The sequence below is a fragment of the Polaromonas naphthalenivorans CJ2 genome, from assembly GCF_000015505.1.
Classification (GTDB): Bacteria; Pseudomonadota; Gammaproteobacteria; order Burkholderiales; family Burkholderiaceae_C; genus Polaromonas; species Polaromonas naphthalenivorans.
Genome location: NC_008781.1, coordinates 3,461,085 through 3,476,913 on the forward strand (window position 1 = coordinate 3,461,085; position 15,829 = coordinate 3,476,913).

General features: G+C 61.9%; 14 protein-coding genes. 7 read left to right on the forward strand and 7 right to left on the reverse strand.

What is annotated here, in order from left to right; all coding sequences use genetic code 11:
• Nucleotides 1-58: 58 nt before the first annotated feature.
• From PNAP_RS16260 to PNAP_RS27110, 7 genes are all read right to left on the reverse strand, one after another.
• Nucleotides 59-1,183: a TAXI family TRAP transporter solute-binding subunit gene (locus tag PNAP_RS16260; protein WP_011802628.1), complete on the reverse strand. Its 1,125-nt coding sequence runs from the start codon at nucleotides 1,181-1,183 to the stop codon at nucleotides 59-61.
• Between the two features lie 32 nt (nucleotides 1,184-1,215).
• A complete protein-coding gene (locus PNAP_RS27105) occupies nucleotides 1,216-1,614 on the reverse strand; it encodes a hypothetical protein (protein ID WP_011802629.1) in 399 nt (132 codons plus the stop codon).
• A gap of 49 nt (nucleotides 1,615-1,663) precedes the next feature.
• Complete coding sequence (locus tag PNAP_RS16270; protein WP_011802630.1) at nucleotides 1,664-4,669, reverse strand: tubulin-like doman-containing protein; 3,006 nt, start codon at nucleotides 4,667-4,669, stop codon at nucleotides 1,664-1,666.
• Between the two features lie 147 nt (nucleotides 4,670-4,816).
• Nucleotides 4,817-6,217: a Fic family protein gene (locus tag PNAP_RS16275; RefSeq protein WP_011802631.1), complete on the reverse strand. Its 1,401-nt coding sequence runs from the start codon at nucleotides 6,215-6,217 to the stop codon at nucleotides 4,817-4,819.
• A 179-nt stretch (nucleotides 6,218-6,396) separates the two neighbouring features.
• Nucleotides 6,397-8,049 carry an exonuclease domain-containing protein gene (locus tag PNAP_RS16280; RefSeq protein ID WP_011802632.1) on the reverse strand — a complete coding sequence of 551 codons (1,653 nt, stop codon included), beginning with the start codon at nucleotides 8,047-8,049 and terminating at the stop codon, nucleotides 6,397-6,399.
• Between the two features lie 2 nt (nucleotides 8,050-8,051).
• On the reverse strand, nucleotides 8,052-9,311 hold the full coding sequence (locus PNAP_RS25080) for a leucine-rich repeat domain-containing protein (RefSeq protein ID WP_049763705.1): 1,260 nt from the start codon (nucleotides 9,309-9,311) through the stop codon (nucleotides 8,052-8,054).
• A gap of 146 nt (nucleotides 9,312-9,457) precedes the next feature.
• Nucleotides 9,458-9,688, reverse strand: a complete 231-nt coding sequence (locus tag PNAP_RS27110) for a hypothetical protein (RefSeq protein ID WP_011802634.1) — start codon at nucleotides 9,686-9,688, stop codon at nucleotides 9,458-9,460.
• A 35-nt stretch (nucleotides 9,689-9,723) separates the two neighbouring features.
• On the opposite strand from PNAP_RS27110, the gene PNAP_RS16290 reads away from it, so the two are divergent.
• The 7 genes from PNAP_RS16290 (at nucleotide 9,724) to PNAP_RS16320 (ending at nucleotide 15,826) form a co-directional block, all read left to right on the forward strand.
• Nucleotides 9,724-10,392: a Crp/Fnr family transcriptional regulator gene (locus PNAP_RS16290; protein ID WP_011802635.1), complete on the forward strand. Its 669-nt coding sequence runs from the start codon at nucleotides 9,724-9,726 to the stop codon at nucleotides 10,390-10,392.
• A 102-nt stretch (nucleotides 10,393-10,494) separates the two neighbouring features.
• On the forward strand, nucleotides 10,495-10,686 hold the full coding sequence (locus PNAP_RS16295; RefSeq protein WP_011802636.1) for a YgaP family membrane protein: 192 nt from the start codon (nucleotides 10,495-10,497) through the stop codon (nucleotides 10,684-10,686).
• 141 nt (nucleotides 10,687-10,827) lie between these two features.
• Nucleotides 10,828-11,931, forward strand: a complete 1,104-nt coding sequence (locus PNAP_RS16300; RefSeq protein ID WP_011802637.1) for an ABC transporter ATP-binding protein — start codon at nucleotides 10,828-10,830, stop codon at nucleotides 11,929-11,931.
• 70 nt (nucleotides 11,932-12,001) lie between these two features.
• Entirely contained in the window at nucleotides 12,002-13,291 is a 1,290-nt protein-coding gene (locus tag PNAP_RS16305; protein ID WP_011802638.1) for an ABC transporter substrate-binding protein, read from the forward strand.
• A 26-nt stretch (nucleotides 13,292-13,317) separates the two neighbouring features.
• Complete coding sequence (locus tag PNAP_RS16310; protein WP_011802639.1) at nucleotides 13,318-14,232, forward strand: ABC transporter permease; 915 nt, start codon at nucleotides 13,318-13,320, stop codon at nucleotides 14,230-14,232.
• Nucleotides 14,233-14,234: 2 nt separating this feature from the next.
• The gene (locus PNAP_RS16315) at nucleotides 14,235-15,119 is read left to right on the forward strand and encodes an ABC transporter permease (protein ID WP_011802640.1); all 885 of its coding nucleotides are present in this window, start codon (nucleotides 14,235-14,237) and stop codon (nucleotides 15,117-15,119) included.
• Nucleotides 15,116-15,826, forward strand: a complete 711-nt coding sequence (locus PNAP_RS16320; protein ID WP_011802641.1) for a GntR family transcriptional regulator — start codon at nucleotides 15,116-15,118, stop codon at nucleotides 15,824-15,826. Before PNAP_RS16315 ends, PNAP_RS16320 begins: the two co-directional genes overlap by 4 nt.
• Nucleotides 15,827-15,829 lie beyond the last annotated feature (3 nt).

A 15,829-nucleotide genomic window follows, 5' to 3' on the forward strand; every position in this document is an offset into this window, starting at 1 on the left:
GATTTAGTAGCTGCCTGCGCATGTCCAGCATGCGCAAAAGCCGTTTTTCATTCAAAAATCAGCGGCACAGCCCGGTCACGCGGTCTTGTGGACTGCAGGCGCTGGGCTTGGCCGCCGTAGCCGCCGCAGCGCTGGTGCGGCAACTGGCCAGCCGCTCCTTGACCTTATCGGAATACTGCCAGCCTGCGGCCACCGGCGGCAAGCTTGACCCCGGCTGCCAGGTCAGCGACTTCCATTTGGCATGGCCGCGCTCCTGCAACACACCGAAATTCGTGCAGAACTGGTCGGCGAAATCCTTGATGTACTGGTTGCGCTGCGGGTCCGCGAAATTGGCGGTGATCAGGTAGGAATCCACCGCCAGCGACGGCGACTCGCTGCCCGCGATATTGAGCAGCGGGTAACTGCTCTTTTGAATCGCCGCCTTCTGGTAATCCTGCAGCACCTTGGCCGCGCCGGGCTGCGCCGGGTCGAATTTGAGCAGCTTGAGGTTGGGCGGCAGGTTTTTTTCCAGCAGGCCCAGCGGCTGCCCGCCCACCAGCACCATGACATCAATCTTCGGGTAGGCCTTGTAGTAAGCCGGATCGCTCAGCGCCATCAGGGCCGAGCGGCGCCGCTTGGTGCCCTCGTCCTCGCCCGTGGCGGTGGTGTTGATGAAGGGCTCGACGGCATTGGGCCGCTCCTGGAACAGCTTGCTGTAGATGTTCAGCGCCGTCAGGTAGGTTCCGCTTTTCTCCATGTCCATCCACAAAGGCTTGCCCTTGATCTGGTGGATGAATTCAATCGGGTCGTCCTTGCGCGCCAGGAAGTGGATTTCTTCCTTGTACAGCGGCATGAACACGCGCAGATTGGCCAGCAGCTGCGCGTATTCGCGCCGCGTGGCCTCGGGAACTTCCTTCGAATCGCGCAGCTGCACGAACGCCGAATACACGTCCGACTGGACGATGGCCAGCGTCACGCCCTTGGTGCGGCTCATGTCCTCGACGTTGGCCCACGAGCCCTTGGAGTCCTTGACTTCCAGCGCCGGGTTCACGAAGTCGCGCAAATTGCTGCCGATGGCGTAGTAGGTGCCCGTCTTGCCGCCGGTGACGATGCTCTCGGCGCCGGCCGACAGCGCGGCAGCGGCGGCGCAGATGCCGGCCAGAACGCTCAAGCCGCGCATCCATTTTTTCGGTGACTGGTTCATTTTTGCTAAGCCCCTGGAGAAATTAAAAGGATTTACTGGGCAGGGCGACGGCACAGGCCCACGCGCTCGTCGGCGTCCGAACAGTTGCCGGTGACCGGCGGCTGGACGGCTGGCTCCGCCTTGGGAGGCGCCTGGGGCTGCTCTACCGCCACGGGCGGCGCCGGCTCGGGCGCTGGCGCCTTTTTGCCCGACATCAGCGACCAGCCGATGCCGCCTGCGGCCAGCAGCAGCACCAGCAGCAGCGCGCCCACGGCCAGCGCCCTGGAATTGCCGCCGCCTTGCGGGCCGGGGTCCGTCAGCAGCAGCGGCTTGCCGCATTCGGTGCAGACAAAATCCATCCCGTTCGGGACTTCAATCGTGGTGCGGGCGTCGGCCAGCGAACAGTTTCCAAAGTTTGAACACTTGCCGGATTTGCCGGTGAGAGATGCCATCGCGAAGTTCCTCCTGTTGTATTGGGGGCATGCAAAAAGCCAAGGCGAGTCAAGCCGCCTCGCCTTTCAAAATCGCCACGGCGCGCCGCCCGGCGTCCAGAAAGCGGCGGTAGGTTTCGTCCTGGATGTTGCCGCCGCGCGCGGCCTTGACCGCCTCGACCTCGGCCAGGATGGCCCGCTGCACTTCGGTGCGCCGGTCCTGATGCAGATAAGCGGCGCCCGCCAGCATCGCGTTGCACACCGACTTGATGGTGTGCAGGTTCGCCAGGTCGATGCTGTCGGCGCTGGCCATGAAGCTCTTGCCCAGCGCCACCGGGTCGTTGTCAAAACCGTCGGCGTCCTTGGTCAGCAGCAGCACTTCGTCGGCGCCGGTCGCAGGATTCCTGCCTTCATGGATGAAACCCAGCGCCTTGGCCAGCAGCACATAAGGCAGCGCCTGCAGCTTGACCTCGGCGCTGGAGGCCACGAACAGCCTCGGCCAGGCGTTGCCGTCGCCTTCGGTGTGCAATTCGAGCCGGGCGCGCGCGCCGCCGGTGTCGATGCGGCGGCGGTATTTTTCTTCCAGGAACTTCAGCGGCTTGAGGTAGCGCAGCGGCAGCAGGTTGGTGATCGACACCAGCGTGATCTCGTTCAACCGGCCATCGGACTCGATGATTTCCACGTCGCCGGTCTTGGCTTCGCGCAGCGCGTCCTTCAGCACCCGGGAAAACTCGGCCTGTTCCGGCGCCTTCGGCAGGATGACGGTGAACTTGCCCACCGCCGTCGGCACGCCCAGCGGAATGCCCGGCGCGGCGCGGTGGATTTCCAGCGGCTCCAGCGCGACAAAATTGCCGGCGCGGCTGACCAGCTCGTTCACATAGCTTTTGAGTTCCTGCGGGTCGGCGCCGTAGCGGTCACGCAGCTTGTCGATGATCGACACGCCCAGCAGCCGCTCCTTGGGGTTTTGCACCAGGTTCTGGTGGGCAATGCGGGCGTTGTCCTCGCACACCGTCTCCAGCACATCGAGAAACGCCGATTCCGGCACGCGCTGGTTGAACTGCGCAAAGCCCGCATCCGGCCCGATTTTCTCGATCAGCGCGGCGCGCACCCGGCCGCTTTGCGTCTTCTGCTCGGCTTCGTCGAGCACCAGCCGGCGGCTGATGGTCTTGACCTGCACCGGGTCGTAAAAGCGGATCAAATGCTGGCGCAGGTCGCCCGATCCGGCATCGTTAAGCCGCGCCTGAATGCCCACTTCAAACTTTTTCAGCGCCTGCTGCAGGGTAGTGGCGACGCGGTCCACCTCGCCCTTCAGGTCGGTGATCTCGGCGATCACCTCGATCAGCAGCGCCTTGGCAAAGCCCCAGCCTTCGGCTCGGGTCCGATAGACATACATTTCCTGCAAATGCACGCCGTGCGCATCCAGCAGGCTGTCGGGCGTTCCCAGCAGGTGCTTGGACAGCAGGCTCATGCCCGACCATTTCTGCAGATTGCCCAGCACGCGCGACTGCGCCTGCTCCTCGGCGTTGCGCGCACGCACCACGTTGTCGTCGCAGGCTTTTAGCCGCTCGTCCAGCGTTTCGGTCAGCGCAATCAGGAGCCGCGACACGTCCCAGGCCGACTTGGCGCCGACCTTCCATTCGTTGATCAGCTCCTGCTCGATGCGCGTGCGGATCTCGCGCGCCATGTCCTTGCGCGCCTTCAGCTTGGTGCGGTAAAAGCCGGCCACGCCCAGCGTGCGGTAGTCGTCCTGAAAGCGTTTTTCGCACAGCTTGGTCAGCTCGTCGAGCCAGGTGGCGCGCTCGCGCTCGCGCACCAGCGACTTGAAATTGGGAATCACCGCCTCCCACTCGCCGGTGAACGACTTCCAGCGCTTGTTGGCGGCGTCCTCGGGCAGGATGCCGAGCGCCAGCGTCAGGTGGTCGTCCGACAGCAGCCAGCGCAGCTGCGTTTCCTTTTGCTGCACGAACTCGTTGAAGTCCAGCTTGCGCGGCTCGTCGATGAAGCCCGACGCCGGCTGCCAGTGGTTGAAGCGCAGCTGCAGCGCCGCCTGCCGGGCAAAGCTGTAGGTCAGGTATTCGCTGATTTCCTCTTCGGGAATCGCCAGCCGCTTGATGCCGAAGGCCAGGAAGCGCTTGGAGCGCTCGGGCATGCGGCCCTGCGGCGCGGTCTCGGGCGAGCCGTCGCCGTTTTCCGCGTTCTCCATGCGGCCCAGCGAGGCCCAGTTGACGTTGTTGACCGCGACGATTTTCTGGTACAAAAAGTCGGCGACGATGCCCGGCAAGTCCTTGTCCACATCGACCGTCAGCCCGTTTTCGTTCTCGTTGCCGAAGATGTAGCAGCCGTTGAACGGGTCGCTGAGCGTGAGCCGCTGCTTGACGCCGGTCACGTCGTAAGGCTGGTATGCCCCGACCGACATCGCGTTGAGTTCGGTCAGCGCGGCAAAACCGTTGGCGTGGTAGTTGCCCGTGTCCCAGTTGGGGTGCGGATAGGCGTCGGGCAGCAGTGCGTAAATCAGGATGCGAAAGCGTTTCGAGTCGGGGTACAGGTCGCGCAGCTGCGCCACCGCGTCGATCACGCTGCCGCTGCCGGTGCCGCCGGCCAGCCCGACGACGATGTGAAAGGTCACGTCGGTTTCGCCGCTTTGCTGCAGCAGCTTGACCTGGGTTTGCACCTGTTCGCGGTACTTGTCCGCCTTGCAGGCAAACAAAAAGCGGCCCAGCCGGCGCTTCTGGCCGCCGAGCGTGGCGCCGACGATGCTATTGAGGATGTCGCGCCACTCCTGCGGGCTGCCCAGCCAGTGCTTCAGGCCCGGATAGCTGTCGAGGTTGTCGAGCCGCGAGGTCAGGTTGGCATCGGTGATCAGGAGCTGGCTGGCCTTGGACAGCTGCACCGAGGTGCCCAGCGTCTTCCACGTCGGGTCGTCCATGGCCATCATTTCGCTGGAGGAATCGACATACAGATAGCCGATGCCGACGCCGGCCGGCGGCCCGCCGTGGAATTCCTGGTACAGGCTCTTGCGCAGGGCGCGGATGATCTTGCCCCCCGTGCCGCCCAGCCCGATGATGAAGTGATTCATGCGCCGCCAACTCCCTGGTTTTTAATGGAGGAAAAATTGAATTATGACCCACGGCCCCTGCGCCGCCGTGGTTAAGCATTGCGCTTTTTTACTATTGTTTTGATAGCTGCTTGCGCACGCCCAGCTTGCGCAAAAGCCTTGTTTTCCTTATTTTTTCGGAAAAACCGGCCTGTGCGCCTGCCAGGCCAGAAATTCCGAACGCTTGAGCCGCCAGCGCACCACGCTGCCTTCGTGCAACTGCCTGAGCGCGTCGGTGAGCAGTTGGGCAAACGCCTGTTGGTCTGCGGCCGACGCCAGCTTGGCAGCGAGCTGCGCTACCGTTTGCGGATCAGGCGCCTGCAGCCCCTTGACCACCGACTGCACCGCCTCGATCAAGGCCTCGCGGTACTTGATCTTCAGCGGGTCAGGCTCGACCATGCTTTGCGTGATGGCCAGGTAGCGCTGGCATGAGCGCTCGTAAGCCCAGACGAACACATCCTGCAGCAGTTCAACCCGGTTCAGTTCATACACGCCCAGCGTGCCTTCCACGTAAGCGCGCTCCGGGACATCAATGAACGACAGGGGACACAGGTTGTGCTTGATCAGCGGGATATTGGCGCCGATACGCGAGACGCGCTTGTTCACGTCCTCGAACGGCTGCAGGTAAGGCAGCTGCACCATCAGGAAAAACGCTTGTTCAAAAGGATCAGGAATGGCATCGGCCTTTTGCAGCAGCAGCCGAAAGCAGTCTTCCAGCACCTGCGGCATCGCCAGCGGCTGAAACACGGTCCCGGAAATCTCCACCGGCCTGCGGCGCAGGCGGCCACAGGCAGCCTCTTCGCGCAGCAGGTTTTGCGACAGGACGGCGTGCAGGTTCTGGAAGGTGAAAGCATCAAAGCCCACCTGCTCGGCGTCCTCGATCAGCATTTCAATCGCCGCCTTGTGGTTCAGGATCATCTGCGTTTCCTGCGCGTCCTTTCCCTTGGCGATCTGGCCGAATTCAATCAGGTTTTGCGTGTCCAGCCGGCTGTAGGTGTTGCCCTCCAGGCGCGAAGAGGCCCAGGACAGATCCACCAGCAGGCGGTTCATGATGTCCCGCGCATAGGTGCCGGCCGGCCGGCCGCCAACCGGCGTGCGCCCCATCTCGTGGAGCTGGGCGCGCAGGGATTCGGGCAGGTAAAAAGTCACGCCCGGCCGGTAAGCTTCGAGGAATTCGCGCTGGTAGCCCACCGGGCGGCGGTGCATCAGCGGCAAGCGCACCCGCGCCCGAATCGCCGTGCCTTCGGGGGAAACCGGCACGTAGAGTTCTGCCTCTACGCCGGGTTGAGCCTCTGCCACGCTGGCAGCAGCGCCTGGCAAGGCTGGCTTGTAAACCAAAGCAATGCTCTGGCCTTCGGCGATGATGCGCCGGTCTTTGAGCAGGCGCTCCAGGCGCCGCTGGAGCGTTCGCCGCTGCACAGCCGCCCCGGTGCGCTGCGCCAGCGACTTTTCCAGCTCGGCAATTCCGATGCCTTGCGGCCGTTCAGCAATGAGCGCTTCAATCAGAGCGAGGGTTTCAGTCTGCGTCATTGGTTTCTCCTGCAAGGCGTGGATTTGTCGCGCTTTGTCGCGCCTTACTACAAGCGCGACACATTGCGCGACACTATTATGTCGTGCAATGTGTCGCGCTACCTAACTGAGCCCCGAAACAGCAAGGTCAGTACCGTCTTGAAACAGTGGACGCAAACTCGAAAGCGTTTTACCCGGCCCTATTCAATCGCAGCGTCTTCGCCGGTCAACTCTGCAATGTCGGCTTCGAGTTGCCCGGCCTGCGCTTGCAGCTGGGCAATCTCGGCGGCAATCACTTCCATCTGCCCGGCGGCGACTTCTTCGAGCAAACCGGGCGTCTGCGTACACAACTGGCACAACTCAAACTCTGCGCTTTCATGCAGCGAATTGCGTGAATCCAGCGTGGTCACGATCTCCAACTGGAGCGTATCAAGCAGACGCCGCAGGTTTTTCAGTTCAGCCTCATCCCCAAAATCCAGACTAACCCAGCCGTGGCGCAGGATGAACCCGTGTGGGTCATGGGCAATCTCGCGCAGGCGCGCTATGTCGCCGTTTTCCCGCGCCTGGTTGATGGCGCTGGTGAGGTGGTGGTAAGTCTCCAGCTTGTCGGGCTGGTGCGCAAAACGGTCAGGATGGTAAAGGCGAACGAGCTTTTTCCAGAGCGTCTTGAGTTCCGCCTCTTCGTCGCTGCTCAAGGCTTTGCGGCTGGCGGCGGCGGTCTGCGCCTGTTCATAGTGGGCGTCGGACTGCGCCTTGGCCTGCTCATAGTCCTCGGCCACCTGCGCCGCTTCGTCCTCACCGCTGCGCAGCAGGGTTTTCAGGTAAAGGCTTCGGTAGTCGATGACCAGCTTGAGCCGGTCCCGCTGTTGGTAATGCCCGCGCACCAAATTGAAAATGGCCGCCTGCGTCAGGTCAACGGCGTGGCGATCCTTCATGTAGCCCGCTTCCAGTTCCGCCAGTTGGGTGCGTGCGGCGGCAATCAACTGCCGCAAGGCGCCGATTTCCGGGTTGACAAACACCACAATGCCCGCCTGCGGGGCGGCTGACCCTGCAGCCGGTGGCGTGTCGCCATTCGCTGCCGCCGTGACCGTGACCGGGGTTTCGCTCTGGGCATCGCCACGCTCAAGCTGCTGCAGATACCAGCGGCCCATGCTGGCGCTGCGCGTGTTCGCAGAGTTCGACAGCCACTGCAGCCAGCCCCGCAAGGCGCTGTCGGTGCGGGCGTCCTGAACCTGGCGGCCCTTGAATTTGCCAAAGGCAATGCGCGACGGGAACCATTCGGCTTCGGCATACGCGCAAATATCGGCCCAGGAATGGAGTTGGCGCTGCTCGGCAATCGGGCGCAGCACCTTGGCCAGCAGGTCGGCGACGGTTTCGACATCGCCCAGCGCGGTGTGCGCGCCGCGCTCGGGCAGGCGGTAATACTGGCGCAGGGTTTGCAGCTTGCAATTGCCCGCCGGCACCGGGTCAAGCAGGCGCTGCGCCAGCCGCAGCGCGCAAAACCCGGCCGTCACCATCGGCGTGATGCCCAGCCGCTTCCATTCGGGCAACAGCACCTCGTCCAGGTCGTATTCCAGATTGAACGCCACCACCGGCAGGCCACCCGCGTAGGCGGCGAAGTCGCGATAGACAACAGCGGCCGGTTCCCCGTCGCGCTCCAGAATTTCCCGCGTGTAGCCGTGGACACGGGACGACGCCGGGGGAATGTCCAGGTTTTGATTGAGCAGCCGGCGAAAGGGCGATCCTTCGGGCAGCCAGCCACGCATTCTTTGCGCCCCCAGTTCAACAACAAAAATCGGTACGGTCAGGCCGGTGGTTTCGGTGTCGATGAGTACCCAGGCTTGGTGGTTCATTTTTAGAAATTCTGGGTGGGGAGTTTTTGGAGGGTGACAGACGGATCGCAGGCGAATCGCTTCAGTTTTACAAGCCATCGAATATCGAGCTCGGCAAGCGGATTACTGCGACACCAAAGCGTTGTTAACCCTGGAACATTTGACAGATCGAGTTCGGCAAGTTGGTTTTTGCCACAAAAAATTCCTATTAACCTTTGGACGTTCGCCAAGTCAAGTTTGACGATTTGGTTGTTACTGCAATCAAGCCCAGTTAGTCCTGGGACATTTGACAAATCAAGTTTGGCAAGTTGATTTTTTTGGCATCGAAGATGCTTTAATTTTGAAACATTTGATAGATCGAGTTCGGTAAGCTGGTTGTTATCGCAATTAAGCTCCGTTAACTCTGGGACGTTCGATAAGTCGAGTTCAACAAGCTGATTTTCGTTGCAATGAAGCTCTTTTAGCCCGGAGACATCCGAGAGGTCGAGTTCGGTAAGTTGATTAGTTGAGCACCAAAGATCTGTTAATTTTTGGACGTTCGACAGATTGAGTTCGATAAGCGAGTTACTACTGCACCAAAGAAGTGTTAATCCTAGGACGTTTGACAAATCAAGTTGGGTAAGCTGATTGTTCTCGCACAGAAGCTGTGTTAATTTTGGGACGTTCGACAAATCGAGTTTGACGAGTTGATTATTGCTGCAATAAATATCTGTTAATCCTGGGACATTTAACAGATCGAGTTCAACAAGCTGGTTGTCGCCGCACTCAAGATATGTTAATTCTGGGAGGTTCGATAGATCGAGTTTAGTTAAGCCGATATCGTGGCAATCCAAGCAATTTAATAATGGCAAACGTAACGAAAGTTCAGCTGATGCTATACCTTTGAAGCCAAGTTGCTGAATCCTCAGCCCATCTACCCACTCAAAAGACGAGATCGGGAAAATATCAAAGTCCCACTGCAGAAGTACGATTGATCCGTCTTCCACGTCAAGTCTGAGTACATTTCCATCTTGGCTAAAAGAATCGTCTTCAAAACTGCGAATAAAGACTTCCGGCTCAATTTCCAGCGCCTTCGCCCAAATCAAAATCTGCCGGTAGTCAGGGTCACGAAACTCATAATCCCCGATGCGAAAACGCTTTTCCGCCAGCGATTTTTCCCGCATCCGCGCCAAAGCCAGCGCGTCGGACACCATCCCGGACAGGATGCTTTTCGGCCCACTGCCAATGTTCTCCAGCCCGCCAGCCGGTAAGGGAATCAGCACATTGCGTTCTTTGTCGGCCATCAGGGGGTTCTCTCTTGCTTTTGGGTGGTGAGGACGGCATCGCAGGACGTGACAGCATCCGGGTGCCATTTGTAACTGATAAGGCACTTCAGGAAACATTATGTGACCTCCAGCGCGTTCGGCGCTGCGGCTTGCGGGTCGTGAATTCAGTGGCCACTCGCCGCCTGTGGCTGCCGGTCATCAGCCTGTTGAGTCAAGCGAACGGCTGCATCCGCTACCGTCTGCTTCAGCCCCAAAATCACTACTAATTTAATAGCTGGTTGTGCATAGCCAGTATGCGCCAGAGCCTGATTTTCCTTAAAAACTTCGCGGTTTTGGCCGTTTGGGGCCGCAGCGCATAGCGCAGCGCGCTGATCAAAGGCGTCGCCTCTTATCATGAGGCGTTCCACCCCCAGTTTCACCGGACTCGCCCATGACGCAAACCCCCGCACTGCCCACCCCCACCACGCTTTACCCGGCCCTGGCGCAGGTGCAGCCCTCGCTGGCCGACGTGCATCCGGCCATCGCGCCCATCAGTGTGCCGGCCGGCACCGTTTTATTCACTGAAAACACGCCTTGCCAAGGCTTTCCGCTGGTGCTCGATGGCGAAATCAAGGTCTCGCGCAGTTCGGGCGATGGCCGTTCGCTGGAGCTGTACCGGGTGGTGCCGGGCGAGTTGTGCCTGGTGTCGTCGGCGTGTCTGTTTCGCACCCAGCCGCTGTCGGCGCATGGCGTGACGACCAAGGCCAGCACGTTGCTGCTGATCTCGCCCGACGTGTTCAACCGCTGGCTGGAAACCCCGGCCTTTCGCAACGAGGTGCTGGGCCTGTTCGCCGAACGCATGGCCGACCTGACCTGCCTGATCGACGCTGTGGCGTTTCAAAGGCTGGACCAACGGCTGGCCGCTGCGCTGCTGGGTCGGGGGCAAAACCTCGCGCTGACCCATCAGGCGCTGGCCGACGAGCTGGGCACGGTGCGCGAAATCATCTCGCGCCTGCTGCGCCGCTTCGAGCGCGAAGGCTGGGTGGAGCTGGCGCGCGAGCGGATCCACATCCGCGACAGCGCCGCGCTGCGCGCCATGGCCGCCGCCCTGCCCGCCTGACCCGGTGCGTGGATGCGCGCCTGCGTGACCCAGGTCACAGACCTGGCGCGCGGCAAGGCGTCCAATCAGGCCATCATCCACTTCACCTCAAGGGAAACAGCCATGAAATCCAACGTCGGCGGCATTGACCGCATCCTTCGCATCGCTATCGGCCTGGTGCTGATCGGACTGGCCGCCACCGGCACCGTCGGACTGTGGGGCTGGATTGGCATCGTGCCGCTGGCGACCGGCCTGATCGGCTGGTGCCCGCCTTACGCGCTGCTGGGCTGGAACACCTGTGCGATGAAACGATGAAAAACAGGGCCTGACCGTTTTCGTCGCGCACCATAACCGCACCCGGTCCGGCCGATTGCGCACTAAGGCCGTGCAATTTTGTATGCAATCCATGGATTAAACGGTACACGGAGTTGGCACAGGTTTTGCTAAAACCGTGGCATGAACGCCATCACGCCCACGATACCGTCCAACCAGCACGCTGCGCCACCCGCCGCCATTGAACTGGTGGCCCTGACCAAGCGCTATGCGCAAGGCAGCCCGGCGGTGGACAGCATCAACCTGCGCATCACCAGCGGCAGCTACTGCTGCCTGCTCGGGCCGTCGGGCTGCGGCAAAAGCACCACGCTGCGCATGATCGCGGGCCATGAGTCGGTGAGCAGCGGCGACATCCTGCTGGAAAACCGCAACATCACCAACCTGCCCGCCGCCCAGCGCGGCACGGCCATGATGTTCCAGAGCTTCGCGCTGTTTCCGCACCTTTCGGCGCTCGACAACGTGGCCTTCAGCCTGAAGATGAAGGGCATGGGCAAGGCCGAGCGCCATACCCGGGCCAAGGATTTGCTCGACCGCGTGGCGATGGGCGCGCTGGCCGAACGCAAGCCGGCCGAACTCTCGGGCGGCCAGCAGCAGCGCGTGGCGCTGGCTAGAGCCCTGATCACCCAGCCCAAAGTCCTGCTGCTTGACGAACCGCTGTCGGCGCTCGACCCGTTTTTGCGCATCCAGATGCGCGCCGAGCTGCGCCGCTGGCAAAAGGAGCTGGGCCTGACCTTCATCCACGTCACCCATTCGCAGGAAGAAGCGATGGCGCTGGCCGACACCATGGTGGTGATGAACCACGGGCTGATCGAGCAGGTCGGCTCGCCGCACGAAATCTATAACCGGCCGGCCAGCGAATTCGTCGCGCGCTTCATGGGCGGCCACAACGTGCTCGACACCCCCGCCGGCAAGATCGGCGTGCGCACCGACCACATGCAGCTCACGCCGGCCAGCCAGGCCGCGCCCGAAGGCCCGCACAACCAGCGCGCCGTCATCACCGATGTCGAATACCAGGGCACCTATGTGCTGCTGGGGCTGCAAAACCCCGGCATCTCCCAGTCTGTGCAGACCGCGCACACCACGGCCGAGCTGTCGGTGATGGTGTCCGAGGCGGCGTTTGCGGCCCGGCCCTATGCATTGGGCGAAGCCGTCCAGTTGTCGTGGGCGCCCGAGGCCGCGCACCGCCTGCAGGCCGAGCGTTGCGCGCCGGTCACCGCCACGGCCTGAACTTTTTCGTCCCGTCCTTTTTCACCCACCGCTTCGCAAGAAGATCCACACGCCACCAGGAGTTTTCACCATGTCCGACTCTTTTTCCGACCCAAAAGACCTTGCTGCCGGCGTTCAGCGCCGCACCTTGCTCAAGGGCACCGCCGGCATGGCCGGCATTCTGGCCACCGGCATGGCGCCTGCGGTGCATGCGCAGGAAAAAATCGTCCTGCGCTACCTGGGCACCGCCGTGAACCAGGACAAGGCGATTGCCGAGAAGTTTGAAAAAGACACCGGCATCAAAATCCAGTACGTGGCCGTGACCACCGACGACGTGACCAAGCGCGCCGTGACCGCGCCCAACAGCTTTGACCTGATCGACACCGAATATTTTTCGCTGAAGAAAATCGTGCCGACCGGCAACCTCAAGGGCATCGACGTCAAGCGCATCAAGAACGCCGACAAGATCACCCCGCTGTTCACGTCCGGCATGGTGGCCGGCAAGGCCGTGGGCGACCAGGGCACCGCGCCCAAGAAGGTGATCTACCTCGAAGGCGAGAAAAGCAAGGTCTTCGCCAAGAGCCCGACGCAGTTCATGTCGCTGATTCCGACGGTCTATAACGCCGACACGCTGGGCATCCGCCCCGACCTGATCAAGCGCCCCATCAACTCGTGGGCCGAACTGCTGAACCCCGAATTCAAGGGCAAGGCGGCGATTTTGAACATTCCGTCCATCGGCATCATGGACGCGGCCATGGTGGTCGAGGCCATGGGGATTTACAAATACCCCGACAAGGGCAACATGACCAGGAAGGAAATCGACCTGACGATCAAGACCCTGATCGAGGCCAAGAAGGCCGGCCAGTTCCGCAGCCTGTGGAAAGACTTCAACGAATCGGTCAACCTGATGGCTTCGGGCGAAGTCGTGATCCAGTCGATGTGGAGCCCGGCCGTGACGGCCGTGCGCACCAAGGGCATTGCCTGCAACTTCCAGCCGCTGAAAGAAGGCTACCGCGCCTGGGCTGCCGGCTTTGGCCTGCCCGCCACGCTCTCGGGCCGCAAGCTCGACGGCGCCTATGAGTTCATCAACTGGTTCCTCGACGGCTGGGCGGGCGCCTACCTGAACCGCCAGGGCTACTACAGCGCCGTGCTGGACACCGCCAAGAGCAAGATGGAAGCCTACGAATGGGCTTACTGGATGGAAGGCAAGCCCGCCAGCCAGGACATCAAGAGCCCCAACGGCGACGTGCTGGCCAAGCTAGGTGCGGTGCGCGACGGCGGCAGCTACGAAGCGCGCATGGGCAGCATTGCCTGCTGGAACGCGCTGATGGACGAAAACAACTACATGGTCCAGAAATGGAATGAGTTTGTAGCGGCCTGATCGGCTTTAACCGGAGTGAGATATTCATGAGTTCAAGCACTTCAAGCTCACTTCCGGTTGTTACCCAGGCGCCGGGACGCAGCCTCGCGGCCTGGTGGCAGGCGCTGCCGCTGACGGCGGTCTTCATGCTGTTTTTCCTCGTCCCGCTGGCGCTGATCCTGATGGTCAGCTTCTGGGACTTCAACGAGTACGAGTTGCTGCCCGGCTTCACGCTGAAAAATTACGTCTCGATCTTTGAAGGCTGCGGCAACACGGACGAGATGTGCGTCACCTTCAAGACCTATCTTTCGACCTTCAAGTTCAGCGCTCTGGTCTGGCTGATCACGCTGGTGACGGGCTTTGCGGTGTCGTATTTCCTGGCCTTTCATGTGCGCTCGCCGGGCGTGCAGACGCTGCTGTTCGTGCTCTGCACGATTCCGTTCTGGACCTCGAACGTCATCCGCATGATCTCGTGGGTGCCGTTGCTGGGGCGCAACGGCCTCGTCAACCAGAGCCTGGTCGGTCTGGGCGTGGTGAACCAGCCGGTTGAATGGCTGCTGTTCTCGGACTTTTCGGTGGTGCTGGCGTTTGTGCATCTGTACACCATGTTCATGATCGTGCCGATTTTCAATTCGATGATGCGCATCGACCGCAGCCTGATCGAGGCGGCCAACGACAGCGGGGCCTCGGGCTGGCAGACGCTGTGGAACGTCATCATTCCCTTGTGCCGCACCGGCATCATCATCGGCTCGATTTTTGTCATCACCATCGTGATGGGCGACTTCGTGACCATCGGCGTGATGGGCGGCCAGCAGATCGCCTCCATCGGCAAGATCATCCAGGTGCAGACCTCTTATCTGCAGTTTCCGCTGGCGGCAGCCAATGCGGTCATCTTGCTGGTGCTGGTGCTGATGATCATCTGGGCGCTGACCCGGCTGGTCGATATTCGCAAGGAACTCTAAAAATGACCCGCGACAAACGCCCCGCCGCTTTCTGGTTCCTGGCGCTGTTCTTTGCGCTGTTCGTGCTGTTCCTATACGGGCCGATGCTGGTCATCGTGGTGCTGAGCTTCCAGGGGCCGGAAGGCGGCCTGACGTTTCCGCTGCGCGGCGTGTCGCTGCACTGGTTTTACAAGCTGGCCGAGGGGCTGGGCGTGGTCGATATCGGCGCGGCGCTGATGCGCTCGCTGGGGCTGGGGCTGGCGGTGATGGCGCTGACCGTGGTGTTCTCGGTGCTCGCCGGGCTGGCGTTTCGCAAGAAGCTGGCCGGCGGCAACACGCTGTTCCTGATCGTCGTGGCCAGTTTGATCATGCCGTCCATCATTGTCTCGCTGGGCATCGGGCTGGAGTTCCGGCTGCTGGACACCGGCATCAAGCAGGCGCTCGAATTTTTCGGCATGGCGGACACGCTCGAAGGCTACGGCACGGCGCTGGGCCTGTTTACCTCCGCGCTCGGCGCGCACCTGACCTGGACGCTGCCGTTTGGCCTGCTGATCATGTTCGCGATTTTCAACCGCTTCAACCCGGTCTATGAAGAGGCGGCCCGCGACCTGGGCGCGACGCCGTGGCAGGGTTTTCGCCATGTGGTGCTGCCCTTGATCGCGCCGTCGGTGGTGGGCATAGCCATGTTCGGCTTCACGCTGAGCTGGGACGAGATTGCCCGCACCTCGCAGGCGATTGGCGATGTGAACACGCTACCGCTGGAGCTGCAGGGCCTGACCAGCACCGTCACCACGCCGTCGATTTACGCGCTTGGGACTGTCACCACGGTGGTGTCGCTGCTGGTCGTGGGCGCAGCCATCGGCCTGGCGGGGTGGCTGGGCCGCCGGCAAAAGAAGGGTGCGCGATGAGCGATGCAGCCGCGCTGCCGCTGACCGACGGCGACATCTACGAGCGCGTGGTCTCGGCCATCCTCGACCACCGCCTGCCGCCGGGCACCCGGCTGGGGGAGGACAAGCTGGCGGCGGCCTTTGGCGTGTCGCGCACGCGCATCCGGCCGGTGCTGGTGCGCCTGGCCAACGAACAGGTGGTCACGCTCACGCCCCATCGCGGCGCCACCATCACCCAGCCGACCGAGCAGGAAGCGCGCGAAGTGTTCGAGGTGCGCCGCATGATAGAGCCCACGCTGGTGGCGCTGTTCATCGCCAACGCCAGCGATGCCGACATGGCGCAGCTCAAGCGCTGCATCGACGACGAAGAAGCCGCGCGCCTGGCCGGCGACATGCGCCGCGCCATCCGGCTGTCTGGCGATTTTCATCTGCAAATTGCCGAGCGCGCCAGCCACCAGACGCTGGGCCGCATCCTGCGCGAGCTGATTTCGCGCACTTCGCTCATCCTGATGGCCTACAGCCCGCCGCATGAGCGCAACCGCGAGGATGCCACCGCCTGCGGCTGCCGCGAACACCGCGCGCTGCTCGATGCGATCCGCCTGCGCGATGCGCCAGAAGCCGGCCGGCGCATGCGCGAGCACTTGACGCGGCTGGAATCGCAACTGCAGTTCACGCCGCCGGTGGATGCCGTGCCCGACCTGTCCACCCTGTTCGCCGTGGCGGCATGAAAC

Excerpts from the sequence above, each read along its gene's own strand:
- PNAP_RS16300 (WP_011802637.1), top strand. The coding sequence starts at position 10,828 with ATGAACGCCATCACGCCCACGATACCGTCCAACCAGCACGCTGCGCCA.
- PNAP_RS27105 (WP_011802629.1), bottom strand. The coding sequence starts at position 1,614 with ATGGCATCTCTCACCGGCAAATCCGGCAAGTGTTCAAACTTTGGAAAC.
- PNAP_RS16305 (WP_011802638.1), top strand. The coding sequence starts at position 12,002 with ATGTCCGACTCTTTTTCCGACCCAAAAGACCTTGCTGCCGGCGTTCAG.
- PNAP_RS16275 (WP_011802631.1), bottom strand. The coding sequence starts at position 6,217 with ATGACGCAGACTGAAACCCTCGCTCTGATTGAAGCGCTCATTGCTGAA.
- PNAP_RS16260 (WP_011802628.1), bottom strand. The coding sequence starts at position 1,183 with ATGAACCAGTCACCGAAAAAATGGATGCGCGGCTTGAGCGTTCTGGCC.
- PNAP_RS16280 (WP_011802632.1), bottom strand. The coding sequence starts at position 8,049 with ATGAACCACCAAGCCTGGGTACTCATCGACACCGAAACCACCGGCCTG.
- PNAP_RS16270 (WP_011802630.1), bottom strand. The coding sequence starts at position 4,669 with ATGAATCACTTCATCATCGGGCTGGGCGGCACGGGGGGCAAGATCATC.
- PNAP_RS16295 (WP_011802636.1), top strand. The coding sequence starts at position 10,495 with ATGAAATCCAACGTCGGCGGCATTGACCGCATCCTTCGCATCGCTATC.
- PNAP_RS25080 (WP_049763705.1), bottom strand. The coding sequence starts at position 9,311 with ATGGCCGACAAAGAACGCAATGTGCTGATTCCCTTACCGGCTGGCGGG.
- PNAP_RS16320 (WP_011802641.1), top strand. The coding sequence starts at position 15,116 with ATGAGCGATGCAGCCGCGCTGCCGCTGACCGACGGCGACATCTACGAG.
- PNAP_RS16310 (WP_011802639.1), top strand. The coding sequence starts at position 13,318 with ATGAGTTCAAGCACTTCAAGCTCACTTCCGGTTGTTACCCAGGCGCCG.
- PNAP_RS16315 (WP_011802640.1), top strand. The coding sequence starts at position 14,235 with ATGACCCGCGACAAACGCCCCGCCGCTTTCTGGTTCCTGGCGCTGTTC.
- PNAP_RS16290 (WP_011802635.1), top strand. The coding sequence starts at position 9,724 with ATGACGCAAACCCCCGCACTGCCCACCCCCACCACGCTTTACCCGGCC.
- PNAP_RS27110 (WP_011802634.1), bottom strand. The coding sequence starts at position 9,688 with ATGATAAGAGGCGACGCCTTTGATCAGCGCGCTGCGCTATGCGCTGCG.